36 protein-coding genes and 3 pseudogenes are annotated in these 26,794 nt (G+C 35.4%); 24 read left to right on the forward strand and 15 right to left on the reverse strand.

Translation table 11 applies throughout. The features are described 5' to 3' along the window. The first annotated feature begins 13 nt into the window (after positions 1-13). From D1866_RS03985 to D1866_RS04000, 4 genes are all read left to right on the forward strand, one after another. Complete coding sequence (locus D1866_RS03985) at positions 14-2,104, forward strand: AAA family ATPase (protein WP_152942694.1); 2,091 nt, start codon at positions 14-16, stop codon at positions 2,102-2,104. Continuing rightward, positions 2,097-2,381 (forward strand): hypothetical protein, encoded by a 285-nt coding sequence (locus tag D1866_RS03990; protein WP_152942692.1) that lies wholly within the window; start codon positions 2,097-2,099, stop codon positions 2,379-2,381. The genes D1866_RS03985 and D1866_RS03990 overlap by 8 nt, the downstream gene beginning before the upstream one ends. Next, positions 2,381-2,575: a hypothetical protein gene (locus D1866_RS03995; RefSeq protein WP_152942690.1), complete on the forward strand. Its 195-nt coding sequence runs from the start codon at positions 2,381-2,383 to the stop codon at positions 2,573-2,575. The genes D1866_RS03990 and D1866_RS03995 overlap by 1 nt, the downstream gene beginning before the upstream one ends. Positions 2,576-2,891: 316 nt before the next feature. Next, on the forward strand, positions 2,892-4,157 hold the full coding sequence (locus D1866_RS04000) for a hypothetical protein (protein ID WP_152942688.1): 1,266 nt from the start codon (positions 2,892-2,894) through the stop codon (positions 4,155-4,157). A 274-nt stretch (positions 4,158-4,431) separates the two neighbouring features. On the opposite strand, the gene D1866_RS04005 is transcribed toward D1866_RS04000, so the two are convergent. Next, positions 4,432-4,794 (reverse strand): clan AA aspartic protease, encoded by a 363-nt coding sequence (locus tag D1866_RS04005; RefSeq protein ID WP_155861051.1) that lies wholly within the window; start codon positions 4,792-4,794, stop codon positions 4,432-4,434. Next, positions 4,772-5,104, reverse strand: coding sequence for a hypothetical protein (locus D1866_RS04010; RefSeq protein ID WP_152942684.1), 333 nt, complete (start codon positions 5,102-5,104; stop codon positions 4,772-4,774). Before D1866_RS04010 ends, D1866_RS04005 begins: the two co-directional genes overlap by 23 nt. Before the next feature lie 500 nt (positions 5,105-5,604). On the opposite strand from D1866_RS04010, the pseudogene D1866_RS04015 reads away from it, so the two are divergent. The 8 genes and pseudogenes from D1866_RS04015 to D1866_RS13625 all read left to right on the forward strand — a co-directional run. After that, positions 5,605-5,763: pseudogene (locus D1866_RS04015) on the forward strand (mercury(II) reductase); the annotation flags it as partial. A 48-nt stretch (positions 5,764-5,811) separates the two neighbouring features. Beyond that, positions 5,812-6,714 carry an AAA family ATPase gene (locus D1866_RS04020; RefSeq protein WP_152942682.1) on the forward strand — a complete coding sequence of 301 codons (903 nt, stop codon included), beginning with the start codon at positions 5,812-5,814 and terminating at the stop codon, positions 6,712-6,714. Continuing rightward, positions 6,715-7,317 (forward strand): hypothetical protein, encoded by a 603-nt coding sequence (locus tag D1866_RS04025; RefSeq protein ID WP_152942680.1) that lies wholly within the window; start codon positions 6,715-6,717, stop codon positions 7,315-7,317. It begins immediately after the preceding gene. An 81-nt stretch (positions 7,318-7,398) separates the two neighbouring features. Then, complete coding sequence (locus tag D1866_RS04030; RefSeq protein WP_152942678.1) at positions 7,399-7,935, forward strand: PaREP1 family protein; 537 nt, start codon at positions 7,399-7,401, stop codon at positions 7,933-7,935. A gap of 105 nt (positions 7,936-8,040) precedes the next feature. Beyond that, complete coding sequence (locus tag D1866_RS04035) at positions 8,041-8,391, forward strand: HEPN domain-containing protein (RefSeq protein ID WP_152942676.1); 351 nt, start codon at positions 8,041-8,043, stop codon at positions 8,389-8,391. Continuing rightward, complete coding sequence (locus tag D1866_RS04040) at positions 8,354-8,764, forward strand: nucleotidyltransferase domain-containing protein (RefSeq protein ID WP_048054735.1); 411 nt, start codon at positions 8,354-8,356, stop codon at positions 8,762-8,764. Before D1866_RS04035 ends, D1866_RS04040 begins: the two co-directional genes overlap by 38 nt. A gap of 59 nt (positions 8,765-8,823) precedes the next feature. After that, positions 8,824-9,036, forward strand: coding sequence for a PaREP1 family protein (locus D1866_RS13620; protein WP_269199644.1), 213 nt, complete (start codon positions 8,824-8,826; stop codon positions 9,034-9,036). Beyond that, positions 9,033-9,302, forward strand: coding sequence for a PaREP1 family protein (locus D1866_RS13625; protein WP_269199645.1), 270 nt, complete (start codon positions 9,033-9,035; stop codon positions 9,300-9,302). Before D1866_RS13620 ends, D1866_RS13625 begins: the two co-directional genes overlap by 4 nt. Here the strand turns inward: D1866_RS13625 and tsaA are convergent. Further along, positions 9,285-9,713, reverse strand: a complete 429-nt coding sequence (gene tsaA / locus D1866_RS04050) for a tRNA (N6-threonylcarbamoyladenosine(37)-N6)-methyltransferase TrmO (protein ID WP_152942674.1) — start codon at positions 9,711-9,713, stop codon at positions 9,285-9,287. The two genes, D1866_RS13625 and tsaA, sit on opposite strands and share 18 nt — an antisense overlap. Positions 9,714-9,749: 36 nt before the next feature. Continuing rightward, complete coding sequence (locus D1866_RS04055) at positions 9,750-10,430, reverse strand: hypothetical protein (RefSeq protein ID WP_152942672.1); 681 nt, start codon at positions 10,428-10,430, stop codon at positions 9,750-9,752. 273 nt (positions 10,431-10,703) lie between these two features. On the opposite strand from D1866_RS04055, the gene D1866_RS13350 reads away from it, so the two are divergent. Both D1866_RS13350 and D1866_RS13070 read left to right on the forward strand, forming a co-directional pair. Beyond that, entirely contained in the window at positions 10,704-10,802 is a 99-nt protein-coding gene (locus D1866_RS13350) for a hypothetical protein (RefSeq protein ID WP_231136443.1), read from the forward strand. Positions 10,803-10,991: 189 nt separating this feature from the next. Further along, on the forward strand, positions 10,992-11,168 hold the full coding sequence (locus D1866_RS13070; RefSeq protein WP_170254143.1) for a hypothetical protein: 177 nt from the start codon (positions 10,992-10,994) through the stop codon (positions 11,166-11,168). On the opposite strand, the pseudogene D1866_RS04065 reads toward D1866_RS13070, so the two are convergent. Then, positions 11,146-11,466, reverse strand: a pseudogene (locus D1866_RS04065) (type II toxin-antitoxin system death-on-curing family toxin); the annotation flags it as partial. The gene D1866_RS13070 and the pseudogene D1866_RS04065 sit on opposite strands and share 23 nt — an antisense overlap. Before the next feature lie 96 nt (positions 11,467-11,562). Here D1866_RS04065 and D1866_RS04070 point away from each other — a divergent pair. Then, on the forward strand, positions 11,563-12,711 hold the full coding sequence (locus D1866_RS04070; protein WP_152942670.1) for an RNA-guided endonuclease TnpB family protein: 1,149 nt from the start codon (positions 11,563-11,565) through the stop codon (positions 12,709-12,711). A 198-nt stretch (positions 12,712-12,909) separates the two neighbouring features. Here the strand turns inward: D1866_RS04070 and D1866_RS04075 are convergent, their stop codons facing one another. Next, positions 12,910-13,353: a PaREP1 family protein gene (locus tag D1866_RS04075; RefSeq protein WP_152942668.1), complete on the reverse strand. Its 444-nt coding sequence runs from the start codon at positions 13,351-13,353 to the stop codon at positions 12,910-12,912. Positions 13,354-13,671: 318 nt separating this feature from the next. On the opposite strand from D1866_RS04075, the gene D1866_RS04080 reads away from it, so the two are divergent. Then, positions 13,672-14,409, forward strand: a complete 738-nt coding sequence (locus D1866_RS04080; RefSeq protein ID WP_155861052.1) for an exodeoxyribonuclease III — start codon at positions 13,672-13,674, stop codon at positions 14,407-14,409. A gap of 42 nt (positions 14,410-14,451) precedes the next feature. On the opposite strand, the gene D1866_RS04085 is transcribed toward D1866_RS04080, so the two are convergent. The 3 genes from D1866_RS04085 to D1866_RS04095 all read right to left on the reverse strand — a co-directional run bounded on the left by D1866_RS04085 (position 14,452) and on the right by D1866_RS04095 (position 17,228). Beyond that, positions 14,452-15,501, reverse strand: a complete 1,050-nt coding sequence (locus D1866_RS04085) for an AAA family ATPase (protein WP_152942666.1) — start codon at positions 15,499-15,501, stop codon at positions 14,452-14,454. A 638-nt stretch (positions 15,502-16,139) separates the two neighbouring features. Next, positions 16,140-16,586 carry an HPP family protein gene (locus tag D1866_RS04090; protein WP_152942663.1) on the reverse strand — a complete coding sequence of 149 codons (447 nt, stop codon included), beginning with the start codon at positions 16,584-16,586 and terminating at the stop codon, positions 16,140-16,142. Positions 16,587-16,610: 24 nt separating this feature from the next. Next, entirely contained in the window at positions 16,611-17,228 is a 618-nt protein-coding gene (locus D1866_RS04095; RefSeq protein WP_152942661.1) for a 7-carboxy-7-deazaguanine synthase QueE, read from the reverse strand. A gap of 158 nt (positions 17,229-17,386) precedes the next feature. Between D1866_RS04095 and D1866_RS13355 the strand changes: the two genes are divergently transcribed. Continuing rightward, positions 17,387-18,115, forward strand: coding sequence for a hypothetical protein (locus D1866_RS13355; RefSeq protein ID WP_231136403.1), 729 nt, complete (start codon positions 17,387-17,389; stop codon positions 18,113-18,115). Further along, positions 18,010-18,954: a hypothetical protein gene (locus D1866_RS13360; RefSeq protein ID WP_231136404.1), complete on the forward strand. Its 945-nt coding sequence runs from the start codon at positions 18,010-18,012 to the stop codon at positions 18,952-18,954. The genes D1866_RS13355 and D1866_RS13360 overlap by 106 nt, the downstream gene beginning before the upstream one ends. Before the next feature lie 49 nt (positions 18,955-19,003). On the opposite strand, the gene D1866_RS13630 is transcribed toward D1866_RS13360, so the two are convergent. The 5 genes from D1866_RS13630 to D1866_RS04125 all read right to left on the reverse strand — a co-directional run bounded on the left by D1866_RS13630 (position 19,004) and on the right by D1866_RS04125 (position 22,756). Next, on the reverse strand, positions 19,004-19,264 hold the full coding sequence (locus D1866_RS13630; RefSeq protein WP_338025415.1) for a metallopeptidase TldD-related protein: 261 nt from the start codon (positions 19,262-19,264) through the stop codon (positions 19,004-19,006). Next, positions 19,245-19,481: a metallopeptidase TldD-related protein gene (locus D1866_RS13635; protein ID WP_152942656.1), complete on the reverse strand. Its 237-nt coding sequence runs from the start codon at positions 19,479-19,481 to the stop codon at positions 19,245-19,247. Before D1866_RS13635 ends, D1866_RS13630 begins: the two co-directional genes overlap by 20 nt. 39 nt (positions 19,482-19,520) lie before the next feature. Continuing rightward, positions 19,521-19,706, reverse strand: coding sequence for a PmbA/TldA family metallopeptidase (locus D1866_RS04115; protein WP_152942654.1), 186 nt, complete (start codon positions 19,704-19,706; stop codon positions 19,521-19,523). Between the two features lie 41 nt (positions 19,707-19,747). Beyond that, positions 19,748-20,947, reverse strand: a complete 1,200-nt coding sequence (locus D1866_RS04120) for an AAA family ATPase (protein ID WP_152942652.1) — start codon at positions 20,945-20,947, stop codon at positions 19,748-19,750. Between the two features lie 237 nt (positions 20,948-21,184). Continuing rightward, positions 21,185-22,756 carry a thiamine pyrophosphate-requiring protein gene (locus D1866_RS04125; protein WP_152942650.1) on the reverse strand — a complete coding sequence of 524 codons (1,572 nt, stop codon included), beginning with the start codon at positions 22,754-22,756 and terminating at the stop codon, positions 21,185-21,187. A 306-nt stretch (positions 22,757-23,062) separates the two neighbouring features. Between D1866_RS04125 and D1866_RS04130 the strand changes: the two are divergent. The 3 genes and pseudogenes from D1866_RS04130 to D1866_RS13755 all read left to right on the forward strand — a co-directional run bounded on the left by D1866_RS04130 (position 23,063) and on the right by D1866_RS13755 (position 23,780). Beyond that, positions 23,063-23,470 (forward strand): annotated as a pseudogene (locus tag D1866_RS04130) (HEPN domain-containing protein). Next, positions 23,430-23,573 (forward strand): nucleotidyltransferase domain-containing protein, encoded by a 144-nt coding sequence (locus D1866_RS13750; RefSeq protein WP_338025400.1) that lies wholly within the window; start codon positions 23,430-23,432, stop codon positions 23,571-23,573. The pseudogene D1866_RS04130 and the gene D1866_RS13750 overlap by 41 nt, the downstream one beginning before the upstream one ends. 15 nt (positions 23,574-23,588) lie before the next feature. Next, the gene (locus tag D1866_RS13755) at positions 23,589-23,780 is read left to right on the forward strand and encodes a hypothetical protein (protein ID WP_338025401.1); all 192 of its coding nucleotides are present in this window, start codon (positions 23,589-23,591) and stop codon (positions 23,778-23,780) included. 133 nt (positions 23,781-23,913) lie between these two features. Here D1866_RS13755 and D1866_RS04140 read toward each other — a convergent pair whose 3' ends face one another. Then, positions 23,914-24,540, reverse strand: a complete 627-nt coding sequence (locus D1866_RS04140; protein ID WP_152942648.1) for an MBL fold metallo-hydrolase — start codon at positions 24,538-24,540, stop codon at positions 23,914-23,916. Positions 24,541-24,620: 80 nt separating this feature from the next. On the opposite strand from D1866_RS04140, the gene D1866_RS04145 reads away from it, so the two are divergent. The 3 genes from D1866_RS04145 (at position 24,621) to D1866_RS04150 (ending at position 26,692) form a co-directional block, all read left to right on the forward strand. Next, the gene (locus D1866_RS04145; RefSeq protein WP_152942646.1) at positions 24,621-25,088 is read left to right on the forward strand and encodes a PaREP1 family protein; all 468 of its coding nucleotides are present in this window, start codon (positions 24,621-24,623) and stop codon (positions 25,086-25,088) included. 368 nt (positions 25,089-25,456) lie between these two features. Further along, positions 25,457-25,582, forward strand: a complete 126-nt coding sequence (locus D1866_RS13640; protein WP_269199646.1) for a hypothetical protein — start codon at positions 25,457-25,459, stop codon at positions 25,580-25,582. A 54-nt stretch (positions 25,583-25,636) separates the two neighbouring features. Continuing rightward, positions 25,637-26,692, forward strand: coding sequence for an AsnC family protein (locus tag D1866_RS04150; RefSeq protein ID WP_155861053.1), 1,056 nt, complete (start codon positions 25,637-25,639; stop codon positions 26,690-26,692). The last annotated feature ends 102 nt before the right edge of the window (positions 26,693-26,794 follow it).

Below are 26,794 nucleotides of genomic sequence, written 5' to 3' on the forward strand. Positions count from 1 at the left end.
GAAAGAATAAATTATGAATGAGATTGCAATTACTCAAGTTTACGGCAAAAAGCTGAAGCAGAGGTACGTTGCTCTCGTAGACGAGGAAATAATGAAGAACTTTAACCTCCTTCCGGGAGACGTAATATTAATTTACGGAGATAGGGCTTTGCCTTTTACAGTTCAAGAAAATAGGGATAAAGAGAAGGGGATAGTTGTGAACGAAGAGGACTTAAAATTGCTGGGAATTAAAAACGGAGAAAGAGCTGGGTTTAAAAAGGCCAATTATGTAGAAATACAAACTTTAAGTTTAGCACCTGCAGTCCAAAAGCCTTATGATGAGAGGAAAATAAGCCTTGAACTTAGGGGAAAGGCTGTAACTAGGCGGATGCCTTTGTTTACTAAAGAAGGCGACTTCACTGTAATCTCCTTCTTTCCTCAAGCAGAAGTAGGAATAGTGACGGGAGATACTAAAATAGAAATAGGATATTCCAGCGTTAAGTTGACTCAAAAGGATATACCTTACGTAACATTGGAAGACGTAGGGGGTTTATCTAAACAAATAGAGGAATTAAAAGAAATCGTTGAGATATCCCTCGTAAGGCCAGAAATAATGAGGATTTTAGGTTTAAGAGCTCCTAAAGGAGTTCTACTTTACGGCCCTCCTGGAACAGGAAAGACTCTACTTGCTAAAGCTATAGCCAATTCCGTAATGGCGAATTTCTTTTACATAAGCGGTCCAGAAATTGCGTCAAAATATTACGGTGAAAGCGAGAAAAAGTTAAGGGAAATATTTGAACAAGCAATAAAGGATTCTCCCTCAATAATTTTCATTGACGAAATAGACGCAATAGCTCCTAATAGGGACACTACTGGATCAGAAACTGACAGAAGAATAGTTGCACAACTTTTAACGCTAATGGACGGGATAACTTCATCCAGAGGAATTTTAGTAATAGGGGCAACAAATAGGCCTAACGCACTCGATCCGGCACTTAGAAGGCCTGGAAGATTTGATAGGGAAATAGAAATTCCAGTTCCAGACAAGGAAGGTAGATTGGAGATATTAAAGATTCATACGCGAAGGTTAAACTTAGTTAACGTAGATCTAGAGAAGATAGCTGAATTGGCACACGGTTATGTTGGAGCTGATCTGGAGGCATTAGTTAGGGAAGCTACATTGAACGCTTTTAGAAGGAGTAAAAATTATGATTCTGCAAACGTTACAATGGAGGACTTTTTAGAGGCAATGAAGAGAGTTCAGCCTTCTGCATTAAGAGAATTTAAGATTGAAATACCTGCAACTACGTGGGAGGACGTAATAGGTCTTGAAGACATAAAGCTCGAGTTAAAAGAAGTTGTGGAATGGCCTCTAAAAGAACCCAGCATTTACGAATATATGAAAGCTGAAATACCCAGCGGTATATTGCTTTACGGTCCTCCAGGGACGGGAAAAACAATGCTTGCTAGAGCCGTAGCCCACGAGAGCGGTGCAAACTTCATAGCAGTTAACGGACCGGAAATACTTAACATGTGGGTTGGCGAAAGCGAAAGGGCGATAAGAGAAATTTTCAAGAAAGCTCGTCAAGCATCACCTTGTATTATCTTCTTTGATGAAATCGATTCTTTGGCCACAGCTAGAGGTAGCGATCCTAATAGAGTGACTGAAAGAATAGTAAGCCAATTGCTTACAGAAATGGACGGAATAAGTAAGAGGTCGGAGAAAGTAGTTGTAATTGCTGCAACAAATAGGCCAGACATAATTGATCCGGCCCTTCTAAGGCCAGGCAGACTGGAGAAGTTAATTTATGTAAGACCTCCAACTTTGGATGAGAGGAGATCCTTATTCGTCAGCTTAATATCTAAGCATCCTCATGAGGATAATATAGATTACGATAGGTTAGCTAAGTTAACAGAATATTATACACCTGCAGACATTAAGGGAATAGTAAATAAAGCAGTCCTCTTATCAATAAGGAGAGCAATGGCTGGCGAGAAGAACGTAAAATTGAGCGAGGAGGATTTGGAATTGGCAGTAAGTTCATCTAAGCCCAGTTTGAATTCATCAATATTAAACTACTATAATTCCTTCAATATGAAGACAAGGCAGACTAGTTATGCTTGAAGTTTACGTAATCTTCGGTTTAATGGCTTTTTCCCTAGTACTTTCCGGAGTAATGACCTTAGTGCTTTTAGGAATTGCTGAGAACGACATTGTTAGTTCTTTAGGAATTTATGAAATACCTAGGATAGAACTTAGACTTATTTTCATAATATCTCTTTTTTCAATTTTTGACGGAGTCCTAGAGTCTTTTGTCCTCTCACCGCAAGGGATAATTTTAAGTTTTGAATCGATACCATATTTAATTGTAATATTTAGTAAAAAACTGAGGCGATTTTAATGCCTACTGAAGGATTTAGAAGTTTAGTTTATATAGTTGAGATAGTTTTTATATTCTTTTTCCTTTATTTATTTGATATAAAATTCATAAAAAGCGGAGTTTTGTTCTACGGAATCATGATTATGGGTTTAGCGATAGCTTCAGTTCTAGGTTATTTACTAATAAAGAATGTGGAAAAGTACTTCAATTATTAAAACTCTCAATAGTACACCAAAATTAAATCGCTTTAGTAGGTGTGCTACAGTTGTATTATGCGTCATTTAGATGTTAGCGTTATGATTAAATAACTTAGAAAGAAGGAGTTTTCAATATTAGATAATAAAGTAAAATGAAAGATTTTGATAACTTATATAACTAGGTATCCATATTATTAAATGTGAAGTTATGGAGAAAGTGGTAATAAAGGGAGTTACCAACTCAGTTATTAAAAGAATGAAAGGTCTTACATGAAAATTTTTAAGAGATTGTTGTCTTTTAAAGAATAAATACTTCATGTCGGATATATTACTTATGAAATACTCAGTCCTACTATTGTTACCGCTTTTACTATTATTATATCCTCCTCTTCATGCTGTACTTATAGGCCCAACGGATTACGGGTATGAATTTTTCCAATACCAATTATGCGGAATAACAGCAAAGATTACGTTCTATTACCTAAACTATACCGGTAAGGTACCTAGCATACAACAAAACTTTTGCATATGCCTAAACAAATGTCAAATATTCGTGCAAAACGTAATGTGGTATATAGGTAAGTGCTTTAATCCCTCTTGGGAGACGAGCCTGTACTATAACGGGATTTACCACATATTTAGGATGACTCCAGACTTAACTGGAAATACTTACAACTTGACTACTTTAATCTATAACGAGACAAGGTACGTTAAGATTGTATTTTTGATATCGAATTGCACTAATACTTTCAAGCATTGCGTAACGTTGAAAGGTGTTTACAGAGGAATAGTTGGAGGCCTTGAAGGTACTGTAATTGCTGGTTGTGGCTGTGGAGAGACAGTAACGCTAGAAAAAGGAACAAAGCTGGAAATCTCTTCCCTTTATTTATACAAAGGAAAATGGTACGTCCCTGCAATTATTTTAGGCGATGCCCAGGATACGGCAGAAGCTGCATATTGCGGTAAGGTTTGTTTACTACCTTGCAATACCGTCTTAGTTACGTATAACGACTCTCACGGAGAATATTGTATAGATTACTTGGCACTGCCCAGCGTCATCATTTTTAATAACACGGTGAAAGTATTTCCTTATAACAGCTTGTGGGAGATCGAATATCCTAATGGTAGTATAAGGTATTTTGTTAATTGCACAACCTTTGTCGAAGGATCAAGAGTCTGTCCGGTAGATGTTGTAGGAAATTACACCTTCCTTTTGAATAAAACTTACCTAGTTAAGTCCTGCATTCCTATTTATGGAGAAAAGAAGTTTTACATCCCTAAAGCTGAGTACTTATTTTACGTAGAAAACGGTAGTTACCATAAAATATTCGTAAACGGAAGTGAAACAATATTATTTCATAACTCGTCATCGTCTTATACGAGTAATAATTCAGTAAGATCTACAACCACCAATTTTCAAACATCTGCAACAAGAAGTAATAATCTTACGTCAAGCGAACAGTCCATTATTTCTACGCGCTTATATAAAAATCCTCATAGCCCTACTAGAGAATTCCTCTTAATATCATTTATTGCATTAATGGTTATTGTGGCTTTAGTACTATTGGTTCTCAGGGGAAATAAGGGTTTAAAACACTAGGAAAATACAAAGACCAAAGAATGCATTTTCTCTTAATTAATGTCCATTGACTCAGGATTAGTCTTTTTCTGGCTGTCTCTTAAAAGACCGAGTATAACTAGTTCGCAGGTAAATAGAATGGATAGAAAGTGGTTATCTTAAAGTTTTTCTAGTTTTTATGATTTAACGCCGGGTTAAAATCTGTTCTTATCATCAAATGCCATTTAGTTAGTTAAACATAATAATAAGGAATAGGTTTAAGTTAATTTCTGCATTAAAGGAATTTCCTTCGCTATTACATTATACATATTTTATTCATTCTATAAAAACAAATGTTCAATCGCTTCAATATTTCTCTTCCTATTAAATTCATTTCTACATATGGAGATGATTCGATAAACGCGTCAACATTTAAATTGCCTATGATAATATTTGCTCTGGCTACGTAAACTTCAACATTACCTATAATTCCCCTATATTTTCTAGTAATAGGAAGTTCCAGTGAGTTAAGTTTCTTATAAATTTCGTAGTTAAGAAGTAACCAACCGGAAAATCCGGTGTCAACTAGCGCATCTATCTCAACAGAATTTTTAAGGTCAGTTACTTTTACGTGTAGCATAGGCTTTTCATTTATATTAAAACACTCCAGGGAGTTCACCTTCTCCAGTTAACCACTTTTTACTTAGAGCATAGCACTTCTTGTACTTTTTAGCTTCCTTTATCATATCTTCCTCGCTTTCAAAACCACCTATGAAATTTCCGTCACAGAATAGTGCGTACTTTCCTTCATTTACCGCATCCCAAAATTCTTTGCTCTTTATCACCATCATCCTATCTAGGTCTTTATTTAATAACCAAAGTTTAATTGCCTCATTTACGGCCTCGCTTACCGAAATACCTTCGATTGAAGCCTTAGCCTTTAACATCCTATAAAGCTTTTCATCAACGTCTTTTATAAGCACTTTCATTAAGTTTAACTTGTTAAACTAGTTAAAATATCTAATGGCGTAATGGTGTTCATGAATATTTTTATGACATATAATTAGAATTTTTGATTAATCTATTAAAGTACAAAATAAAATGTGCAATTCGTAGGAGGGACTTTGTATATTAACTATTATCCTTCTGAGTTACGCGTACTATTGCAGACAACTATGATAGCTAAGATAATCATCTATAGAAGTAGCTGACTCCTCCCCGCCTCACAGAGGCGAGGGTTCCCTCCTCATCGTTCCCACCATCGATTCGGGATTACATCGCAGTCGAGAGGGTCAGAGGGCCCCCAGAGAGATCATCACCAAGCTCTAGTCCCTTAGGAGATACTGGTTGCTCCCCCACAGTCCCATTCAGCAAGGAGCGTCATTAGCGTCACTAAAAGATTTTTGGAAAAAAAGAGATTTAAACGCGGAGCTATCCATTTGGCGAGGCTTTCCACCCCTTAACCCCCTTCTCTGTAATGACTGAGAACGCTGCAGAATTTATAGGCGAGGCATTGGCAATAAACCATAGGATGACGATAGATGATATTATAGATACAGTTCACGTATTCCCTACAGTAGCGGAGTCTTTAAGGATAGTTGCTTTAGCGTTTTATAAGGATGTGGAAAAGTTAAGTTGTTGCGTTTAACAATTGCGTCTAAGAAGCTTAAAATACTCTTAGAAAATATATATACTCATGAGCATAAGTGAGGTTAAAATTGAAGGTTTTAGAGGACTTGAGATCGCTAGTAAGCTTAAGAGGGTAAATATTGTTGTTGGAGAAAACGGCAGTGGCAAGACTTCTTTCCTTGAATCAATTTTTATGTCGGCCCTTTTCCAATCAGATATAAATGATAATGACGTACATACTTCTCTCCTTTATGTACTCAATAGTAGGGGAGATATACTTTCTGCATTCTCCTCATTATCTGATTCTAAAGTTACACTTGATAATATAACGACGCAATTTAAGAAGGTTGACCCTTATAGTCTTGATGTAGAGATAAATAATGAAAAAGTAGCCGAAATTAGAATAAAATCTGGAAATTTAACGACTGAAACATTATCTGGACCATTACTTTTACCTGTCATAAAGATCGTAAAAAGGGTAGAAATTAAGTATTCTCCCATTTATATTTCAACATTCTTTGATAGTTCTGGAAATCCTGAAAGAATTTACAGCATCGCAAAAAGGAAAAATAAGGAAAAAATAAAATCTGATCTCGAAATATTACAAGATGAGTTCGGACAATTTAAACTTTATTATGGTAAACTTCCGGCATACGTAATGGGTAGAGGGTTATTAAAGAGGGAATTAATAAGACTATCATTAATGTCATCAAATATTCTCCTAATCGATGAAATAGAAAATTCCCTTCATCCTGACCTTGTAATGGAAGTGCTGAAGGATATAAAGGATGAGAAAAACACTCAAGTAATTTTTACCACTCACGTAAATGAAGTTATCAAAATGGCCGGAAAAGTATTCGATAACGAGGAAGTTCAAGTGCTTTACTTATCTAGAGGAGGATATAAAACATACGAAATTTCTGAAATTTCCGAATTTGAGAAGCCACTTAGTTGGTTAGGGTATGTATAAATGCCAATAAATTGTGACAGAATAATTGTGGAAGGTTCAACAGAAAAAGCAATTCTTGGAAAGCTCGGTTTTGATGAAGATAATATAGAGGTAAAATATGGAAAGGGAGAAGTTATTAAAGAATTTAAGAAATATTTATCCTCTACTCCAATCTTGAAAGAAGGAAATGTTTGTTTTATAATAGATGGAGACGAAGAAGGTTATGAAGGAATATATAACGAGCTTAATAAAGATATAAATGTGTTAGATCGCTCTCCGCCCTATATAAAAGTATGTAAAGGCAAACTATGTTACATATTAATAGTTATAGGTGATAAAAATAATGATTTTAAAGGTTGTATTGAAACATTATTATTAGCACGTATTAATGTAGATAAGGAAGCTAGCGATATAATAAATAGAGTAATAGAGTATCAACAGCAGAAGTTAAGAAAGCTTTCAATGTGTGATAAAGTTAAGATGAGATTTTACTTGTCAATATTTCTAACCTCAGGAGAGCCCACATTACTCTACTTATCTAAAAAATTTGTTGAAGAATTATTTAAAATAGTTGAAGAGAATATTGTAAAAGATATCATTGCGGATTTTATAGAGATAAAATAACTTCGATTTAATGTAGAAATTCCTAGCTAGAGAAAATCACAAAACATGGCTATTTTTAAGTTATACGGAGTAAATTAAATTATGGAAGAGAAGTTATCTTCACTTAAGATCGATAGAAAAGCTTACATTAGGGCTAGAATTATAGAAACGTTAGATGATCTTGACGTAGGAATAAACATGTGGCTTGCAGGGAGGACTAGGAATTCTGCTGGGAAAATATTTAATGCAGTTAAAGCTTTGTTATCAGCTTTAGTTACTAAAAACCTAGATAAACTATCGGCTAAAGACGAGTGGTATGCAAAAAGAGGTTATACTGCACCTACTAATGCATTAAAAGGCATTTCCATTGACCTGGCTAAGTTAGGCTATAGGGACGTTGAGAACATAACTAATTTAGCTTTTCTCCTTCACGATTATCAATATAACGGCTTTGATCCAGATTTTTCTAAATATAAAAATAAGGAAGAAGTATTGCACGATATAATTACGCTAGCGAGAGGTATTTTAGACAATATAAAGAAGGAGTGGTTTAAAGAGGAGTGGGATGAAAAGCTAGACGTTTTATATAGCATAATTACGTCTGATTTAGAGAGAATGGAGAAAAACTCCGTAAAATAATGTTGTAGGTTGCATAAGAGAGTAACGCTACTTGTTGTTTATCTTTTCATTCAAGTCATATCATTTGAGCATAGAAGTTTTTATCCATGCTTCTAATGTTTAAATATGGCAAAATGGTTCGAGAAGAGCGATAAGGAAGTCGCATATCTTCTGCTGGAGAAGGGCTATTACCCTGAAGCTTGCTTTCACTCCGAAATGGCTGTAGAGCTGAAATTGAAAGGAATTTTAGTAGAGGCCACGGGTGCTATTATTTACACTCATTCAATAAAGAGATTGTTAAAGGAGGTGGAGAAGGTTAAGAAAATTAATTTGAATGATAAAATATTGGATTGCGCAGATTATTTATCTTATATATACTTAGGCTCTAGGTATCCAGAGGAAGAAATTATTGAATTAGAAAGGAGTGAAGGTGAAAAATGTGTCAGATGCATGGAAGAAATACTCTCTATTCTCTGACCTTTTACAGATTTACAAGGAAGAGGAAGAGCAGTTCAAGGACTATGTTAATTTCCTGTGCAATAAAAATTACACTGTAATATTATTCGGCTCCAGGGCAAGAGGAGATTTCAAAATATACAGCGATTACGACCTTTTAGTTATAGGGGAAGATTTTCCGAAATTTCCTCCTACTGATGCAATAGAACTTCACTTTTATAAAAAAGAAAAGGTTGATAAAGAGATAGCGGAATTTAATACAGTGATAATAGATGCTTTTTACGAAGGTAAATTATTATGCGATAAGCTGAATATCTATGAGGAAAAGAGGAGGAAAGTATTAGAGAGAATTAAAGGATTAAAACGCGTTAAAGATGGATGGATAAGGGAGTAGTATTGAGTTGATTTGCAGTTTTCACAACATTTAAAGTTAGCAGTTATTAAGAATTATTTGTGGAAGTAACAAAACCTTGGATAGATGATAATAAATATAAGAAGGATAGATTACTTGAAGCAAAATATGAAGCTGAACTGGCTAAGAAGTTCTTAGAGGACGGGTTATATAGAAACGCTGCAGGTAAAGCTTTTCAAGCCTGGAAAGCCTTATTGGCTTCTTTATCTGTAGATTATATTCAGGAGATCTCTAAGTATTTTAAAGGAGAATGAGGGACGGTAGGACGGTAAGTTATGCTGAGTGGATAGTAGCCATTATGCCAACGAGTAAAATGGCCAGTGTGGCGCAAATATTGGACAAAATATTAGATAATAACATTGAGGCTTATACGGATATTGCAATGAAGCTTCACGAGTTTCAATATAACGGCCTAGATAAGAGCGGTGAAGTAAGCAGTTACCCTTCATTAGATTTTGTTAAAATGGATTTAGAGAAACTTCTAAAGGAGATAGAGAAGTACTTAGCTAGCAACCCGTGACCTCATTTCCATCTTGTGCCATTCTGGCACTTTTGGGTTAGGAATTGAATCCCATTCATCATAGGGCTTGATATCAAGGACTGGAGTTCCGTCAAAGGCGTTTATTCCTTTAATGTACAAGGTGTTGCCTTCCCTCTTAACTAGTTCAACTACTGAGACTCCTATGGGATTAGGCCTATGCTGAGACCTTGTGGCAAAAACTCCTACCTCTACTCCTCCTCTCACTCTTTTTAAACCCTTGTCTGGGTTAGCGAGATGAAGATGATAAATAATTATTAAGTGAGAGAATTCTTCAACCCCTTTTAGTCCTTCGGCAAACTCTTCTTTGACCTCAATCTTAACAATGGATTTCCTTGAGGCTGAATTATCTTCTCTCCTCACGAAACCTATGTAGTTAAAGCAACAATCCATAATATAAGGTCGAAGCTAAAGAATAAAATCCTTGTATTATTCGATTTCGTAAATTATTCCTATGTAGCCGAAGTCTGGAAAATCTATTGAAAATTCTGTAAGCCCCTTGTTCACCTTTAGGAAGTCCAGAACCTTAAATTTTTCAGGGAAACCTTTCTTGTTAAGGTATTTTGCCTCAATTGCCGTTGCCTCTTTTAACCTTGGAAAGAATAAAGATTGGCGGTATCTAAGGATAGGGGATTGTATAGCGTTAAAATTAATTGAAAACAGCCTTCTAGTACCGTAAACCTTTTCCTGAATTTCAAGGTATTTCTTAATATCTTTCAGTAACTCGTTAGTGAAAACTACTTTGAATTCCAGTTCATAGACCTCCATCTCCTTTCCCTTACCGTTAAAAGTTATTTCTATTTCATTCTGAAAATTTCCCAAATCCTTGATCTTAACTTCGCCTTTCCCTTCAGCGTTCATTCTAACTTGACTTTCCAATACTCTCGAAGAAGTTGATAGAAAGACCTTTTTAAAGGATAGCTTGCTGAAAGGATTTAATCTAACGAATTTATAATTCCCTGATAAGGTTACACTTTCTGTATATTTTTCCTCGTAATTAAAGGAGATAACATATTGTATTACTTTTAACGCCGATGATAATTTTTCCTCAATCTTTTCCTGTTTCATTTTACTTTCCTTGGAAAGTAATTTAATTAATGAAGGATCCATGAGTATATATCATTTTTGAAGTTAGAAAAGTTTAACAAGAGTTAGTCAACCCGGTAGGATAAGATCTTCTCAAAGAGTACAGAGGTTTTGAGAATACTTTAATTCGTGTAGGAGTTAATTAAAAAGGCTGGGGAAGAAGGAATTAACGTTGAGGATATTATAATAAATGCTATTAGGAATAAAAGTGAAGATCCTTCCATCTCAATAAAGTTAAGAGTAAAAATTGCTGAAAGATACATTAACGAAGCAAAGAAATATCTTGAAAACGGAGATATAATTCAAGCCTCTGATAAAGCATATAAGTCTGCAGAAAAGGCGTTAGGTGAGAAGCTCAATACTAATCAATTAGCAACTAAGGAAGGTAAGTGGTAATTATTATTTATCGTCTGTAGCTTCATTAACGGAATGGAGTAGAAAGGGTTGGTCTTCAGCTTAACGTTTGGGGATTTCATGAAGGTATAGATAGCGTAAAACGTTATATTACGGACGTTGAAGAAATGATCGAAAAGGTTAAGAAGGAGCTCCTAAAAGTATAAATTCCTCATAACTAATCAATTATATATGACAGTTAATCAAGTAGAAATTGAGGAGATACGCAGAGACCTATATAAGAGAGCAGAGTTTGTAATTAAGGCATATAAAAAGTATCTTGATGCATTAGCAGAATTTGATAGAACTGGAATATTGAAAATAGATGGAGAAGTTCTTTACGTTGCTAAGTATAAGGAGAATAAGTAGACATAATTTCTTCTATAATTTTCTGTAATTTTCTTATATCTTTCTCCTCATCTTCTGATTCTCCAGATATTTCAGCTATCGTTATAGTAAGTTTTTTAGCTAATTTTGAATCAAGTAGAATATCTTTCTCATATAATTTCGAAAGTATTGATAGTAATAATGCATAAGATGTTCTCTTATTGCCATCTGCAAATGGATGGCCAGAAGCAATATGATGAATTAAAACTGCTAAACTTCTGCTTATGTCATGGTTTTCCTCTAGGTCAAAGATTGCGGAATAAATAGCTCCATCTATATTGTCAGGGTTTACAAATAATGGGGGTTAAAGGGGCGGAAAGCCTCGCCAGATGGATAGCCCCTTATATTTAAATACTTCTTTGCCGATTTTCTATCAATGGCTAGGAGGGTTAAAGCGATCAGAGCTACTGTTTCGATGAAGATCGCAGTCTCTGATTCCCTCCTAGCCCTCGTTAATAACTACGTTAAGGCACTCCGTTTCACCTTGTTTTGGTTAAAGGAAAATGTTCCAAACCCGAATGAGAAGGGAGTGTTAGGGAAAGTCCACGAGGAGTTATACACGAGGTTAAGAGGGGAATACAATCTACCGTCAAAGGTTGCTCAAGACTGTTATCGTGATGCCCTTTCAATATACAAGGGTTGGTATAATAATCCTAGGAGAGGGCGTTTCCCAAGAGTGTACAAACCCACTGTATGGTTAACACCAAAGGCAAGTTATAATGTGGATTTCGAGAGGATGACTGTTAGGATTGCAAGTGTTGGAGAACTTCAAATTCTAGGTTATCCTAGGAACTTGAAGGAGTACTTAAGCTGGAAAATGAAGGAGGCTAGGTTAGTGATCAAGGGCGGTAAGGCTTTTCTAAAGGTCGTTTTTGACAATGAGGAAGAAGGGAAAGTTGAACCAAGGGGAAGTATTGCCGTAGACATTAACATGGCTGAAGTAGTCGTAGGGAAGGACGACAAACACTACGTTAGGATTCCAACTCGTCTCGAAGAGGTTCATCACTGGAAGTCTTTAGCTGAAAGCCTACAAAGGAAGTACCCAAGGAGGTGGAGGGAGAATAGGAGGATCCTAAACAGGATTCATTCCTTCCACCTAAAGGCTAAGATGGTTATGGAGGATTTTGCTAGGAAAGTGGGGAAATGGGTTGTTGAAGTAGCTAGAATGATGGGTTCTAACGTCATTAAGTTGGAGAGTCTTAAGAACCTTATCAAGAATGTTGATAAATTGCCGAAGGAGTTTAGGGATAAACTGTATCTGATGCAGTATCGTCGTTTGCAGTATTGGATTGTTTGGCAAGCTAAAAAACACGGAATGATTGTTGAGTTTGTTAATCCTAGTTATTCATCAGTCTCATGCCCTAAGTGTGAGCAAAAGATGGTTGAGGTTTCCCATCGTTGGTTTAGGTGTTCATGTGGTTATGAGAATGATCGTGATGTTATTGCTGTAGTTAATCTTAATGGGAGGGGTTCTCTGAGCCTCTCGACTGCCCCTCAAATGAGAGATGTAAGAGCGAATCGATGAGGGGAACCCTCGCTGGCGGGGAGGAAGTCAGTAGACCAAATGTAGAGGAAGGATCCTCATTTATTATTTGCTGATTTAGCCAAATAATGAAATCCTTATCCAAAGAGCTTAATATCGTCTGAAGCTTACTTTCCATCGCAATGTTGTCACAGAGGATTATAATAATGTTTTCTCAAACGTCAGAAGTACATGAGCTACTTAATTGAAAAGTTTTTTAGCTTCGTTAAGCATTTCCTTCACTTTTTCTACTCCTATTTTTACATAATCTAAAGAAAGTTTTCCCTCGTGGAATCCCCAAACGTGAAGATCGTATGCAGAATTCCAACCATTAATTACCCAATCTCCTAAAGCCTTAGATAAAGTTTTGCTCGCCATGCTAAGAAGATAAGTATACCATCTACCTTCTCTTAAGAAAGATTGATATTCTGGAGTCCTAAACTTCTCAGCTAGTGCTTTTACTACTTCCTCTGCTACTTTGTATGCTTTTTCCGAAGCTTGAACTGCGTCGCCTTTATTTAAATATTCCTCACTTTCTTTTAAATAATTTTCAGCTAACTTTATCCTCTCCTCTGAAGTATAGTTAGGATCCTCCCGGCTAAGCGCGTCAAGTAATACTTCGTTTACGTCAATTCCCTTCTTCATTCCACGTTTATTAATTAAATACGCTCGCTATTAAATCTTATAATATTCACTAGAATTCATATAAGAAACTCAAAGACTGTATTTAATTTTCATTGATTATCACTTAATTTCCGCTTTCCGAGATATTCTTTTCTCGTTCGGAATCTTTAAATAGAGGAGTCCACCAATGAATATGGAAGAAGCTAAAAGGATAGTCGAATTGATTGAGGAAAAGCTTTTACAACGTTTGTATAAATTTTTACTCATGTGAGAATAATCTGAGTAACATTAGCTAAGAACTACTCATTACTTTAAATTTTCTCGACTTTATTTATAAGCGTGAAAATAGTAACTTGGAACGTTAACGGTTTAAAGGCAATAACCAGGAAAGGCTCCCTAGACGAAGTTTTAAAATACGACGTTATTATGTTACAAGAAATAAGGACTTCCGACTTACCTTTAGACTTGCTGTTTTCCGGACTTACGATAGAGTCTTTCTCTGCAAAGAAAAAAGGGTATAGCGGTGTTATGACATTAACGCGTTATAAGCCAATAAACGTAATAAAAGGCTTAAACGTTGAAGAATTTGACGAAGAAGGCAGAGTTTTGACCCTTGAGTTCGAGAAATTATTCTTAATTAACTCTTATTTCCCTAGAGCTGGTGACGAACTAAAGAGGTTAGATTTCAAGATAAAGTTCGATAAGACCATAGAGGAATTCATGATGAAGTTGAGAGAAAGAAAGCCCGTAATTATTTGTGGAGATTTTAACGCGGTAAGAGATAGGAAGGACTCATCTTTTTGGGACGAAAGGGAACCGGCTTTAACTCCTCAAGAGAGGGAATGGTTAAATCACGTGGTTAATGACCTAGGATTTATAGACGCTTACAAACTAGTTAATCCTAGTAAGAATGAATTTACCTGGAGGAGTTATAGGTTTAAATGGAAGGCAATGAGGATTGATTATTGCCTAGTTTCCTCGGAGTTAAAGAATGAAATTAAGAACTGCGAAGTGTTAAAGATTGAAGGATCTGATCATTATCCATTACTCTTAGAGCTTAACATTGAAAGCCCGTAATGTTCCTTGAATTATTCTTAACATCTTTTTATTTATTTTATTTTATATTTTATCATAATCTATCTCTCTAAGAATAGGATCCACTATTTCGTAAACCCCTTCTTTCTTCTTTTCTATGAAATTATTATTAATAAGGGATTCCAATGCCAAACTCAATTCCTTATCGTCTACATCACCCAATTTTATTTCTACTCCTCTCTTGATGTCTTTCCACGTATTTACTACCTTTAGCACATTCATTATTGTTGTGTAAATTCCCTTATTATTTTTGCCCTCAAGAAAATGTTTAAATTCATCAATCATTATCTTCTTACCTTCTTCAATAGTGTAGGCCATTGAGGAATCAAAGTCTATTTTCCTTATAGCGTAAAAATTTCCAAAGAGTGTTAGCCAACCTACAACTCCGTCCAACTTTTTGACTACTTCATCCTCTTTATCAAAACGCACATTTAGTTCTTCCATCCCTTTTTTGAGGAAATTCCTAGAAGTGTCTTCATCAAATGGCCTTAAATTTAATAAGACGGGCGGTCTGCCGTGAAGAGGAGATGAAGATGAAGGGTTAGATAATGCCTTAGTTACTCCTATGTAAGAACCAGAGAATATGAACCTTACTTTAGGATTAGAGGCGAAAACATTCCCCAAAACTTCAAGGAATTGCTTACTTGCTTGGGAAATCTCCTGAACTTCGTCAAGACCTATTACTACGTCTTCTTCAATTGAATTGAAAAGTTCTATTAAGCTGTTAACTACTTTAGCACCTCTTTTTAATTCTATTCCTGCAGAACCTATGACGAAATTAACCTTAACAGAAATCTTAAAACTAGGTTTACTACCATTTATTTCTGACAGAATTGCCTTAAGTAATGAATTCAAATTTCTAACTCCTCTAAGATTAACATAAATACCTTTAAATCCATAATTTTTCTTCATTTCGTTTATTATCACTTTCATTAAACTAGTTTTTCCTATCTCTCTTTGACCGCCTATTATTAACCAATTCTTTGATAATAGTTGCGATATAGAAAAGTCAATCTCTTTATCTCTTCCGAATAATTCTTTCCTGTCCTCTTTAGGATGAAGATCGAATAACAACTGTACCCACACCAGTAACTGTAGTGAGTACAGTAAAAAGCATTATGCGAACTAAGACCTTAGATAATTTAACATCTTAAATTACAAAAAGTGGGACGAAAAGCCTCGCCAGATGGATAGCCCCGCGTTTAAATCTTTTAGTGACGCTAACGATGCTCCTTGCTGAATGGGACAGTGGGAGGAGCAACCAGTATCTTCCTTTAAGGGACTAAAGCAATGATCTCTCTGGCTACCCTGACTGCTAAATGATGGTGGGAACGATGAGGAGGGAACCCTTGCCTCTGCGAGGCAGGGAGGAGTGAGTGAAATCCCCATAATTTTTACTCCTCTTATTCGAAGGTGAAATAAAAGATCTTTATTCCTCTTTATAACCCTGTTTATTTCCTTCTCCAACATTTTAATAAAATCCCTGTATACTATGTATTCCTTAATTCTCTAACTTCCTCATGTCAAGAAAAACGTAAGTTGAGCCTACGTGGTTTAAAACCGACTTTACGAGAGAAGTTTTCCTGTTCTCCTTAATCCCATTATAACAATTAATGGAAAATCTAGTGAATTTTTAAGTAATTAGATTTCACTTTCTCTGTCAAAAATTATCTTTAGGTCTAGGGTTAAATAGCGTTTTACTTACTCCCTCCCTATTTCTTGCTCATCTTCATTATTCTCGAGATTACGTAGTTTATCCCTTCAATAGTGAGTACTCCTACAAGGACTGGATGCAAAATATAAATAGGAGAAACTCTTTCTAAAACTCCCAGAAAAGTTGCCAAAATTGATGGAGGATGCTCTATATTTAGAATTAATTCAATACCGTAAGCTACTATTGATGCCAAAACGGCTATAAAGATGCTAGAACCTATAAGCACAAAAATAACTCCTATAAAGGCGGAAAGCAAATAGGAGGATAATATAACAAGACTTCTCTGAAACTTCCAAGCCGGGTCTGGAAACTTAGTTCCTGCAGTAGCTAAAAAAGGAGGTAAGATAAACGTAACGTGAGTTTCTATCGACGCAAACGTAATTATGCTGATTGAGATTACAAGGTTTAAAAACGCAAATAGCTTGTATTTCCTATTTAACTCCATGAAGAAAATAGTGAATATCGAAATTTATGGCTTACTCACGAATTTATGAAGCTGTATTGATAAATTATAACCTTCTTTAACAACCACGTCCCACCAATAATCTATTCTTTCATTATTTATTGGTTGTAACCAGACTTTGCTTTTTTCCACTCCTAGATATTCCACCATTTTCCTAACTTCGTCAAGGTCGTCTTCCCACATTACCGGAAACTTTAGATAATAGAACTTTTCTTCGTCCATTAATTTTTCCACGTTTTTCTTTACAATTTCTACTTTGTATTTTACTCCAGCATTAGACAGCTTAGGAGATATGCTGAAATAATCTACGTAATCCACAAAATGATCTTTCAATAACACTGTTCCGTTAGTTTCAACAAGAATTTCGCTTCCCCTGCTCTTAGCCTTAGTAAGGAAATTTCTTAGAATATCCTGATATAATGTAGGCTCTCCACCGGTTAAGATTATAAAATCGTCGAAAACGTCTAGATCTGTTAGAACTTTCGGCTTACCGTAATATGAGTATTTTGTGTCGCACCAAGAGCACCTCAAATTACAACCGAAGAATCTAATAAAGAGCGCTCTCCTACCGGAAAAAGGGCCTTCTCCTTGTAAGCTTACGAATATCTCACTAATCGGTAACATTTAGTAGAAGAAAGTGTTTGATAATAAAAAGTCTTCCTTTTTAACCGGCAAGATGATAATACACACGTCTTGAAGTTTAAAAAAGTAAGTAAATATAGTTTCATTTTTACGTTAGATTTGGGTAAAAATATATTTAATGTCTTTCTCTATCTTGAGTTATGAATTTAAAAAATCAGTTTGTATACATCCTAGGAGTACTAATTCTAGCATCCATAGTGGCACAAATATACATAGCCTGCAGGCACGATAACGAGGAAATGAAGGTAATAGTAATAAATAACGGCACTGGATATATTGGAGATCCTCCTGCAAGTTTAGGAAATAGTGAAGACTACTTAATAAACCCAGTATTTCCTGCACACACTATAGCTAGCCAGTACGCTTACGTAACTTACGGTAATGGAAGAGTATTCATAGGCGGATTTTATTTATCTGGCAATGGATATTTAGCAGGTGCAAAAGGCGCAGCAGTAGTTTCATCAATGTTGGCCTATCAGCCTTTAACGTCTTATGATTACTATTTATATATTACAGCACCTTCCTGCATTAACGTTGGAGGGGCAGTTAAAACTGACTCAGCTACGGTAATGTTCTTAGCCTCAATGCTAGGTCAAGAGTCTTCATTAAATAAGTCAATGTACTTCTTGGGCGACGTTGGACTAGAGGGTTACATGTATTCAACAGGAGTAGTTTACCAAAGAATAGTACAATTATACAATGGAGGAATCTACTACCTAGTAGTTCCTAAAATGATGGCATTAGCGGAAGGGAAAACTTCCAAATGGCTCAGGAATTTGCATTACAGCACCACGAGGTTTTACTTACAGTTTGTTCAATACCTCAAATGTATCAAATGGAAACTACAGAACCATTACCTCAGCCAATAGGTTATTTAGATTTACAATATAATGCTTCTGCAGGATATTACTATCTGTGTTCGCTCTACAAAGAATTAAATTCGTCAGTAAGTAACCAAACAGTAAAAGAAGAGGCATTAAGCTGTTGGCTAAAAGCTGTAGGCTTAGCAGAGGAAGGTGATTATTATGCTTTCCATTTCTATCCAAATCCTGCAATTAATGCAATAGCACTACTTTACTCTCAAGATCCGTCATTTAACCTGGACGAAGAGGTTTGCAAAGCAGTAAATTGTTCAGGAAATAATTTATGGAAAATTGAAACTGCAGCAGAGGCAGCATATTTAGCTCAAGGTAATGTAAGTGATAAAATACTTGCTGACGCTTGGGCTGCACTGAGCTTATCAATTACTGCAGGACCAACAATAATCCCGTTAGGATTATATGAAGGAGTTTACAATGCTTATGTAATAGATGTTTATGCCGCGGAGTACTACGATGCAGTAACAGGATCAAAGGCAGGTAACTTAACGCTTCTAACTGACGTATTTGATAACCATAATTTAATTTATGACTACGGCTTCTTCGCAAACTATTATGCAATGCTGGCAATAGACTTCCGCAACTACTTCTTAGATCAGTTAAACTCCACTGCATTGCAAGAAGTCGAGACTTCAATATGTAATTACATGATCCATGAAGATCAGATCCTGGAAAATGCTGCTGCATACTATGACGGTCCTTCAGTTGTAGGATATATAATGATGAGTTACGGAATGGAAAACCATAACTTATGCTACTTATACTACGCAATGCCGTTCATTAGAATGACAATGAACATGGAGCAATTGACATGGTATAATGTGGATTGAAAGAGGAAAAGTTCTTAATTTTTTTTACAATAAATTATTTTACCTTTTATTAAGCCCTAGTTATTTTTACATCTCTTACTAGGACGTATGGAGAAAGTACGGGGATTCTAGAATCCCACCACCTTACTAGGTATCTCTCCTTGGATACTTCTTCTATATTCCTTATTATATTATGGATACTGTCTGCAATTCTCAACCTTCCTGCAACTCCCTCTACGCTACCATTCTTATAAACGACGACTGCATCCCTGCCTACGGTGGAGAAATTCCCTTCGACATAATTTTGAAACCTAGTATACCAGATTATTATTAAAGAATATTACGTTCCCAGAAAGTAGTGAGTCCTTGCCTACATCACCTTCACCAACTTCTAACGTCCAAGGGATAGGATGTATCCAACCGGCATTTCCAGTAGATTCAAGGCTCATTGCCTCCGCAACCTCGTTATTTAACAAAGGAGTCTTAAAAACCCCGTGATCTATGATCTTTTTATTCTTAGTAAAAGTTGCCTCTCTAATTCCTCCCAATCTTGTCCTTGAATTTTCTTTAAATCAAGGCTTTCTACGTTAGTCGATGAAGAAAAATAGTATTCCTTGCTCGTATGCTCTAACAGAATAACCCTCATTTTTCTCCTCGCTTACGCCTAAAAGTCGTCCGTTCATTAAGAATATTGATGAGGATTCATTCTTATGATACCTTGCCTCTAAGTACTTATAAGAATCAAACTTCTTTACAACTTTTTCTAAGTCCATACTTCTACTACGCTTTTCTCTTATTTATTGATTATTGAGACTTATGCTTCTCTTATATTTTTATTACGTTCTCTATTCTTTATTTCTTTAGCAATTTCGATTAATCTCTCCGGTCCTATACTATCTTCAGAATTAGGTGGATCTTCCAAAACTCCTACTAAACCGGCTCTAGATATTCCAAAGTCCTTTATCCTTTCTATCGCTTTTCTGGCCTCCTTTTCAGTAAATTTGTTCTTAACTTCGTAAGCTATGAAAGGCTTTCCTTTCTTTAATAGAACTACATCAATATCTCCTTGAGGTACATACGCTAATTCTGCATTATAATACTCAGCTAGCATTTCACCTATAGAAAATTGTAATTCCTTAGAAATAGGATAACTTAAATCTACAATTTTATTGCCTTTTTCTGAAACCTTATATTTAGCCTCTGCATAAAAAGTCACACTCATTATTGGTGAGTCCAAATCATGATACCACTCACTACCTTTTCCTCCTTTGTATACCCTTATTTTCTTTATTAACCCCATTTTAAATAGCGTATCAAGATAAGAAGAAGCCTTTGAAGGATTAATATCCATTCCTGCCTGCAACTTAGCAGATATCATTGAAGAATTCCACATCCCTCCTGCAACTTCTAATAAAATAGCCTCATAAGTTTGAGTCAGTTTCCTATCTTCTTCCTGAAAGATTTCCCCTATTAATCCTTTTGTAATATAATAGAAGGATTGAGGATTCCTCTCTACGTCACTCCAGTCTGAGGCATGTTCAATTATCCAAGGGTCTCTAAACAGTAGCGCTTTATAAGGATCTTTAACGCTAGCAAGTACATCACTGAACTTTATTATTCCCATTTTGTAAGGTATTACATAGCCTAAAAGAGGGCTATTTCTATCAACAACTTTACTAAGTACTCCTAAAGAACTCGCTAAAAGTATTAATGTACCGTTAGGATACGCAGTAGCTAATAAATCTATATATTTCTCTGGAAGCCTCTGAAACTCGTCTAGTATTATTTTCTTTCCACCCTTGAGTAATGATATAATCTTATTTATACCTTCATCTAGTGAAATCTCATCATTTTCATGAATAATGTTCAAAGTCCTTGATATTAAATAATAATCATCGTATTCTAAACATCTCGTTGCTAGATAGGTTTTACCTACTTTTCTCCTACCATAGATTAACCTCCACCCTTTCAAGTTTTTTATCTCTTTGCATTCTCTTCTTTCTATTTCAAACATATATTCACGAATATATATTCGGGAATATAAGAATATTTCCTTGGATAAAAGCAGTTTCAAATCTAACCTGTTTAAATTGAAGCCTCTAAAGAAAATTACAAGAGTTTCTATTATCTCCTAAGGCAAAAAAGTAATACATAACTACTCACCTTGTGTAATAGTTTATTTTTTATTAGTTTTAACCTAGCATAATAGGACTACGCTTAACGTCGTATATAAAAAATTAAGTCCACTACACTATTCATAAAATATCCTTGCATGAATTATTGCAGGAATTCCGCTCTTCACTTTCTCTTTTCCTCTCGCTAATGCATCCTCAACTTCGTTAGGCCTTTCCACGTATTCGTAATATCCTCCTATGCTTTCTATTGTTTTAGGTAAGTCGTCTATGTCGATCTCAGCCCCAGGGTATTTGTCAAATTTCTCCTCAGGATAAACTTCCTTTACCGCTCTCTCTACTGCCTTCCAACTCTTATTATCAAAAATTACCACTAGCACTGGGAATTTTTTAGCCATGTAATAAAAAGCTGTGGGAACTCCAAAAATGAAAGAACCGTCGCCCACAGTTATTACTACGTCTTTCCCTGTCGCCATCTTATAGCCTATTCCTGCTCCCAAAGCCCAACCTAAATGACCCATTGCAGGGTCTCCAAAATAGGAGTTAAAAGAGTTAAATTCTCCATACTTAGGATTCAAATCGTACTCGTTAAATACGGCCCACTTCAATTTTCCTACTTCATACGATAAATAGTCAGGATGAATTTGTTTTGAGTCCTTCAGTTTGTTTATTCTCTCCTTCTTTTCCTCTCTTTGTTTTTCTATCATTTCTTCTACGTCTTTTTCTAACCTTCTTTCTATTTTTAGTCTGTTAAAGAATTCGTCAACTGAGGATTGAATGCACAAATCGCAGGGAAATTCATAATAAGGAATGTAAGAGTATGAGGGTTCGACGTCAACTTTTATTATTTTAGCATCAACGTCATCAGTAAAACGCGGAATCCAGGGTACTTCAGTTTCAACTTCTATTATTAAGTCAGCCTCCTTTAAGTTAAAATGGTCTATAGCCATCTTACCGTTTGATGGGTAATTAACCCTTTCCCCTACGTAATTTAAGACGGGGATTTTTGCTGAGTCGGCAAACTCTTTGAGAGAATTAAACCAACTTTCCTTTCTTCCTGCTCTCCAAGTTATGATTACGGGGTTTGAAGCCTTCAATATCATTTCCTTTGCCTTTTCTACTAAACTTTCTGGAGCTCCGGGATAGAAAGGTTCCATTTTTACTTCTTTTTCCTCAACTTTTGCTATGCTAACCTCCCTAGGTATTGCTAAATAGACCGGGCCTTGAGGCTCACTTAATGCTATTTGTATTGCTCTAGATATTGCTGCAGGTACTTGAGAAGGATCCCTTATTTCAAACTTCCATTTTACGTATTTTATAAGCTCTTCTTGATCTGCGTCCTGAGTCCAGTGAATCCTTAAAGTTCTGCTCGCAGTACTTCCTTTATCAGTATAAGGACTTTTACCCGCAATAACTAACAAAGGTATCCTTGAAGTGTAGGCGTCAGCTATTATTCCTAGACTATTTAATGTCCCGGGAACTGTATGAACCATTAATACACCTAACTTACCTCCTAAAGAATAACCCATTGCTGTGCTCGCAGCAGTTATTTCGTGCGGGACTACTACAAATTCTGGGTTTTTTAACTTAAGCTCGGCCTTGATGAATGCAGGATAATCAGTTCCAGAAACTATGAAGACCTTGTCAGTGTATCTTGAAATTTCCCTAAGTATAAACTCTGCAGCATCCATGGTTATTAAGTAGTTGGATTATTAAATAAAGATAGTGAACGTTAAGTTCTTGTCAAAAAGAAAGAGAGTCGAGGAAAAGAATGCGTCTCTTATAAAGTTGATTATTATTAAAGGCGTAGAGCTAACGAATTTCATAAAATATTAAGCGATATACTGTCCTGCAATTACGTTTAAAAAATATAACCGTATCATAAATATCTGAGAAAAAGGGAAATTTATAGATGAGATTATGCATATTAGTATCTTAAAATTAAGTTCTCCTTATCTGTAATCGTTATTATTATTTATTTTCATAAGATACATAATATGAAACGAGCTGAGGACTGGATTAAACAAGCCGAAAGAGATCTTGAAGAAGCCAAGTATGCGGAGAGTGGCGGATATTATGAACTTGCGTGCTTCCTTTCACAGCAATGTGCTTAGATGGCAGTTAAAGGGCTTTTACAATTTAGAGGCGTAGAGAAGAGAGGCTATTCGATTTCTCACCTTTTAGAAAATCCTCCAGAAGACGTTTTACAATGTGCAATTTTTCTTGATAAGCAATATACTCCATCAAGATATCCAGACGTTTATGATGAAGGTTCGCCCTACGAGTATTACACACAAAAAGATGCAGAAGAATGTATAAATTGTGCAATTGGGTTAAAGGTGAAACCTCCAAATGAAGCTTATTATGTTGTTCGGTTCAAGAGCAAGAGGAGATTTTACGAATAGCAGTGATTACGATGTCCTAGTAGTAGGGGACGAAATTCCCAAGGATCCAAGAAAAGTACCTAACGAACTTTACCTTAAGGTTATGAAAATGTTCCCAGGATAGGTTGATGCAATATCCATGAACTCCGAAGTTTTTCTTAAGAAGTTAAGGGAAGGGTCACCTTTTTTCCTTCAGATAATAGAGGAAGATAAAATAATAGAAAAAGATGAAGAATTTTGGAAAGAAGTTATTGAGATATATAACAAGGTGAGACACCTCTACGAGAGGAAAGGCATGGATAAGGAAGATTTGAAGTTAATCTATCTTTAACGCGACCTATTGGGCTGTTGAACCTTTGCTTATCTAACGTCAGCTACAATAATCTATAAAGCATTATCTGAGCAATTACAAAAAGTGGGGGTTAAGGGCGCGGAAAGCCTCGCCTTTCTGAGGCGGGGAGGAGTCAGACTAAGAAAGTGCTTCCAGATTTTCCGTGAGAAACGTAAACAAATGAAGGCTTTAAACACTTTATTTTCTCAACGCTCTTAATTAGTTCTTCAAGGTTCTCATATATCGAGGGATATTTAAGGCCCTTGTTAGTTCCTTGTAGAGTGTCACCAACAATTACTGAATTAATGGAAGGTAAATACAAAGAGATGGAATCGTTAGTATGTCCCGGAGTCCTTAAAACTTCAACTCCTTCAACTAATTCCCCTTCCTTAAGTATAAGGTCTTCCTTAACTCCATGAAATTTCTTAAAAAAGAAAGGCCTACCTAGAGCAAATGCTACCTTTAGAAAGGCGGAATGCAATACCGGTTCCCTTATTTTACCTTCTCTTAAATAATCAACGCCGTTAGCATCTATTGCGAACTTAGCTTTAGTATAATTCCTTAGCTCATAAGCGCCACCTATGTGGTCAGGGTGAGTATGAGTGAAAACTACGTAGTCCAACTTTACTCCTTTAGAGTTGAGGAATTCAGCTATTCTCTTACCGCTCCCTGGAGTTCCAGCATCTACCAAAATGTAACCTTTATCGTAATCTATTAGGAAGGATTTAACGAACCTTAAAGGTATTTCATAAACCTTCATAATTAAATTACCTCGTTAACGCTATTAAAAGTGCGTTACGTGGATAATGATATTTAGGTGAGTACACAAAATATATCGTGATGGAGGAGTTAATAAAGAAGGCTGAGGAGAAAGGGATAAACGTTGAGGATTTAATAATTTCAGCTTTATCCAAAGAAGACCCTCAAGAAGGAATAAAACTTAGATTGACTTTAGCTGAAAAGTACATGGTAGAAAGCGAAGAATACCTAACTAAAGGTGACGTAGTTCAATCTTCAAAAAAAGCTTATAAGGTTGCTGAGGAGATAGTCAAAGCCTTTGCTGAGAAGTTTAATTTAACCGAATATCAGCAGGCAGTAAAGGAAGATAGATGGCATACTTATACTTTAGCAAATGCCGCAGCAAAACTTTCCTCAAGGTTAGGTGATTGGATTAAAACTGGGTGGAATTCAGCTTACGCACTTCACGTATGGGGATTTCATGAAGCTAAGTTGGATTTGGATAGCGTAAAAAACTTATTACAAGACGTTAAAAGAATGCTAGAAGAAAGTAAAAAGATATTATCTTAGTTTATAATACATTTAGCGACTAATGAGAAATAGTCTAAATGATTTAAATAATTGAATAAATTTTCCCTTATAATAGTTGTGAAGATTAATAAATCTTTTAAAGCCTAGCAGAAATAATAATCTGGCTCCCCTAACTGAGATATGATGTAGGCTAGCGGGACTGAGAAGTGAAGATATAGTTTCTCTATTTCATAATACAATATGGAAATGACGAGAAAAGTAATAAAATATTATGCTATAATTTATCGATAACTTGAAAAAGTTTTTATCAGACATGTATCAGAAAAAGGTTTAAAAGACCTACTATTTTTTAATTTTCTTTCAATGCTTAACCTGGCGTAATTAAAAAGAGTTCTCGAAGAAAAATGATGGAAATATATAAATTAAATCTAGGAATTAGGTTAGCAATAGCTCTACTAGGATTAGCACTAGCAGCTTTAGGAATGACACACGTGTTCTTCGCAGGACCAAGTGACTCAGGCTTAATAGATTAAAATTTTTTAATATTATAACGGTAATCTTTTTAAGTTAATGAACGACGTTTTTTCGTGTTAATCGAAAAAGAGAAGATAATGCTTTCAGAAATTTTATATTATTTGCAAAGATTTGGCGATCTAAATCCTAAGGTAATTGGTGCGATTTCTAGAATAAAAGAAGCTAATAAATTAATTCAGTGGCTTAGAGAAAACTTCCATTATAGGCTCGCTCCTATTCCTAGATATGAAGCCTTAGGATTAAAGAAATATTATGTTACAATTTACTCTAACTATGCTGATATTTCTTTATATAATACTTATGAACTATTTGACGGAATAACTTCTTTTATCTTAAGAGATGTTATTAATCCTTTAGTGCTAAATCTTTCAATTTATTATAATTCAACAGATTTTGATAGAGTTCTAGATTATTTACAAGATGAGGGAATAATTTATCATTATGACATACATAAGGTTGAGGAAGAGAAATTTTACCCTATTGATTACTCCATCTTTGATTTCGAGAAGAGAGAATTCACAGGAATACTAAATTCTCCAAGAGAACCTTTTGAATTACCAGATTTGACCGAAGGTTTCTTCCCTGATGAAGTAGATATGAAAATTATTGGCAAAAAACAAGAAAGGACAATCTCATCACTTAAGGATATATCTACAATGCTTGGAATATCTTTCAAAGATGCGTTATATCATACTCAAGCTCACGTGATAGGGAAAGGATTAATAAAGGGGTACTCTATCTATTTGTATAAACCTGACTTTAGGTTAGAGATTAGCTTTAGTGAGGAAGATACTTTGGAAGAACTATCTAGAATACCTAGCATGTACCTAGCATATAAGCTGGATGACAAAACATATTATGCTCACGTGTTCGACAATTCTTCTAGACTTCTAAACTACTTGGATTTTATATCTTCTCTAAAAGGAAAGGATACGATAGAAGTTTACATTCATCCGTTCAATGAGAAATTTATGTTTACAGCTTCTATACCTTATGAGCACTTCGAGAATGGAAGATGGAACTTTAATACAGAGGTTATGATGTTGAGGGCAGAGAAACTAGTAAAGAAAATTGAAGAGAAGGAAGGAAGAAGAGAAGAAGAGGAATAAAAAGAGCCGTTGTCGTTTTCTAAAAGTATATTAATTGCATTTTATTCCCAACTCTTCTTTAACCTCCTCAAGTACGTCTTTATATTCTTGATCTTTAATTTC

The sequence above is a fragment of the Acidianus ambivalens genome (genome assembly GCF_009729015.1).
Lineage (GTDB): Archaea > Thermoproteota > Thermoprotei_A > Sulfolobales > Sulfolobaceae > Acidianus > Acidianus ambivalens.

Coding starts and splice junctions, on each gene's coding strand:
- D1866_RS04095 (WP_152942661.1), bottom strand. CDS start 17,228: ATGTTACCGATTAGTGAGATATTCGTAAGCTTACAAGGAGAAGGCCCT.
- D1866_RS13640 (WP_269199646.1), top strand. CDS start 25,457: ATGGAAATATATAAATTAAATCTAGGAATTAGGTTAGCAATAGCTCTA.
- D1866_RS03995 (WP_152942690.1), top strand. CDS start 2,381: ATGCCTACTGAAGGATTTAGAAGTTTAGTTTATATAGTTGAGATAGTT.
- D1866_RS03990 (WP_152942692.1), top strand. CDS start 2,097: ATGCTTGAAGTTTACGTAATCTTCGGTTTAATGGCTTTTTCCCTAGTA.
- D1866_RS04145 (WP_152942646.1), top strand. CDS start 24,621: ATGGAGGAGTTAATAAAGAAGGCTGAGGAGAAAGGGATAAACGTTGAG.
- D1866_RS04070 (WP_152942670.1), top strand. CDS start 11,563: ATGGCTAGGAGGGTTAAAGCGATCAGAGCTACTGTTTCGATGAAGATC.
- D1866_RS04075 (WP_152942668.1), bottom strand. CDS start 13,353: ATGAAGAAGGGAATTGACGTAAACGAAGTATTACTTGACGCGCTTAGC.
- D1866_RS13750 (WP_338025400.1), top strand. CDS start 23,430: ATGTTGTTCGGTTCAAGAGCAAGAGGAGATTTTACGAATAGCAGTGAT.
- D1866_RS04035 (WP_152942676.1), top strand. CDS start 8,041: ATGGCAAAATGGTTCGAGAAGAGCGATAAGGAAGTCGCATATCTTCTG.
- D1866_RS04020 (WP_152942682.1), top strand. CDS start 5,812: ATGAGCATAAGTGAGGTTAAAATTGAAGGTTTTAGAGGACTTGAGATC.
- D1866_RS04125 (WP_152942650.1), bottom strand. CDS start 22,756: ATGGATGCTGCAGAGTTTATACTTAGGGAAATTTCAAGATACACTGAC.
- D1866_RS04090 (WP_152942663.1), bottom strand. CDS start 16,586: ATGGAGTTAAATAGGAAATACAAGCTATTTGCGTTTTTAAACCTTGTA.
- D1866_RS13625 (WP_269199645.1), top strand. CDS start 9,033: ATGAGGGACGGTAGGACGGTAAGTTATGCTGAGTGGATAGTAGCCATT.
- D1866_RS03985 (WP_152942694.1), top strand. CDS start 14: ATGAATGAGATTGCAATTACTCAAGTTTACGGCAAAAAGCTGAAGCAG.
- D1866_RS04000 (WP_152942688.1), top strand. CDS start 2,892: ATGAAATACTCAGTCCTACTATTGTTACCGCTTTTACTATTATTATAT.
- D1866_RS04120 (WP_152942652.1), bottom strand. CDS start 20,947: ATGTTTGAAATAGAAAGAAGAGAATGCAAAGAGATAAAAAACTTGAAA.
- D1866_RS13755 (WP_338025401.1), top strand. CDS start 23,589: ATGAACTCCGAAGTTTTTCTTAAGAAGTTAAGGGAAGGGTCACCTTTT.
- tsaA (WP_152942674.1), bottom strand. CDS start 9,713: ATGGATTGTTGCTTTAACTACATAGGTTTCGTGAGGAGAGAAGATAAT.
- D1866_RS04140 (WP_152942648.1), bottom strand. CDS start 24,540: ATGAAGGTTTATGAAATACCTTTAAGGTTCGTTAAATCCTTCCTAATA.
- D1866_RS04010 (WP_152942684.1), bottom strand. CDS start 5,104: ATGAAAGTGCTTATAAAAGACGTTGATGAAAAGCTTTATAGGATGTTA.
- D1866_RS04030 (WP_152942678.1), top strand. CDS start 7,399: ATGGAAGAGAAGTTATCTTCACTTAAGATCGATAGAAAAGCTTACATT.
- D1866_RS04115 (WP_152942654.1), bottom strand. CDS start 19,706: ATGGACTTAGAAAAAGTTGTAAAGAAGTTTGATTCTTATAAGTACTTA.
- D1866_RS04025 (WP_152942680.1), top strand. CDS start 6,715: ATGCCAATAAATTGTGACAGAATAATTGTGGAAGGTTCAACAGAAAAA.
- D1866_RS13070 (WP_170254143.1), top strand. CDS start 10,992: ATGACAGTTAATCAAGTAGAAATTGAGGAGATACGCAGAGACCTATAT.
- D1866_RS04055 (WP_152942672.1), bottom strand. CDS start 10,430: ATGGATCCTTCATTAATTAAATTACTTTCCAAGGAAAGTAAAATGAAA.
- D1866_RS13360 (WP_231136404.1), top strand. CDS start 18,010: ATGGCTCAGGAATTTGCATTACAGCACCACGAGGTTTTACTTACAGTT.
- D1866_RS13355 (WP_231136403.1), top strand. CDS start 17,387: ATGAATTTAAAAAATCAGTTTGTATACATCCTAGGAGTACTAATTCTA.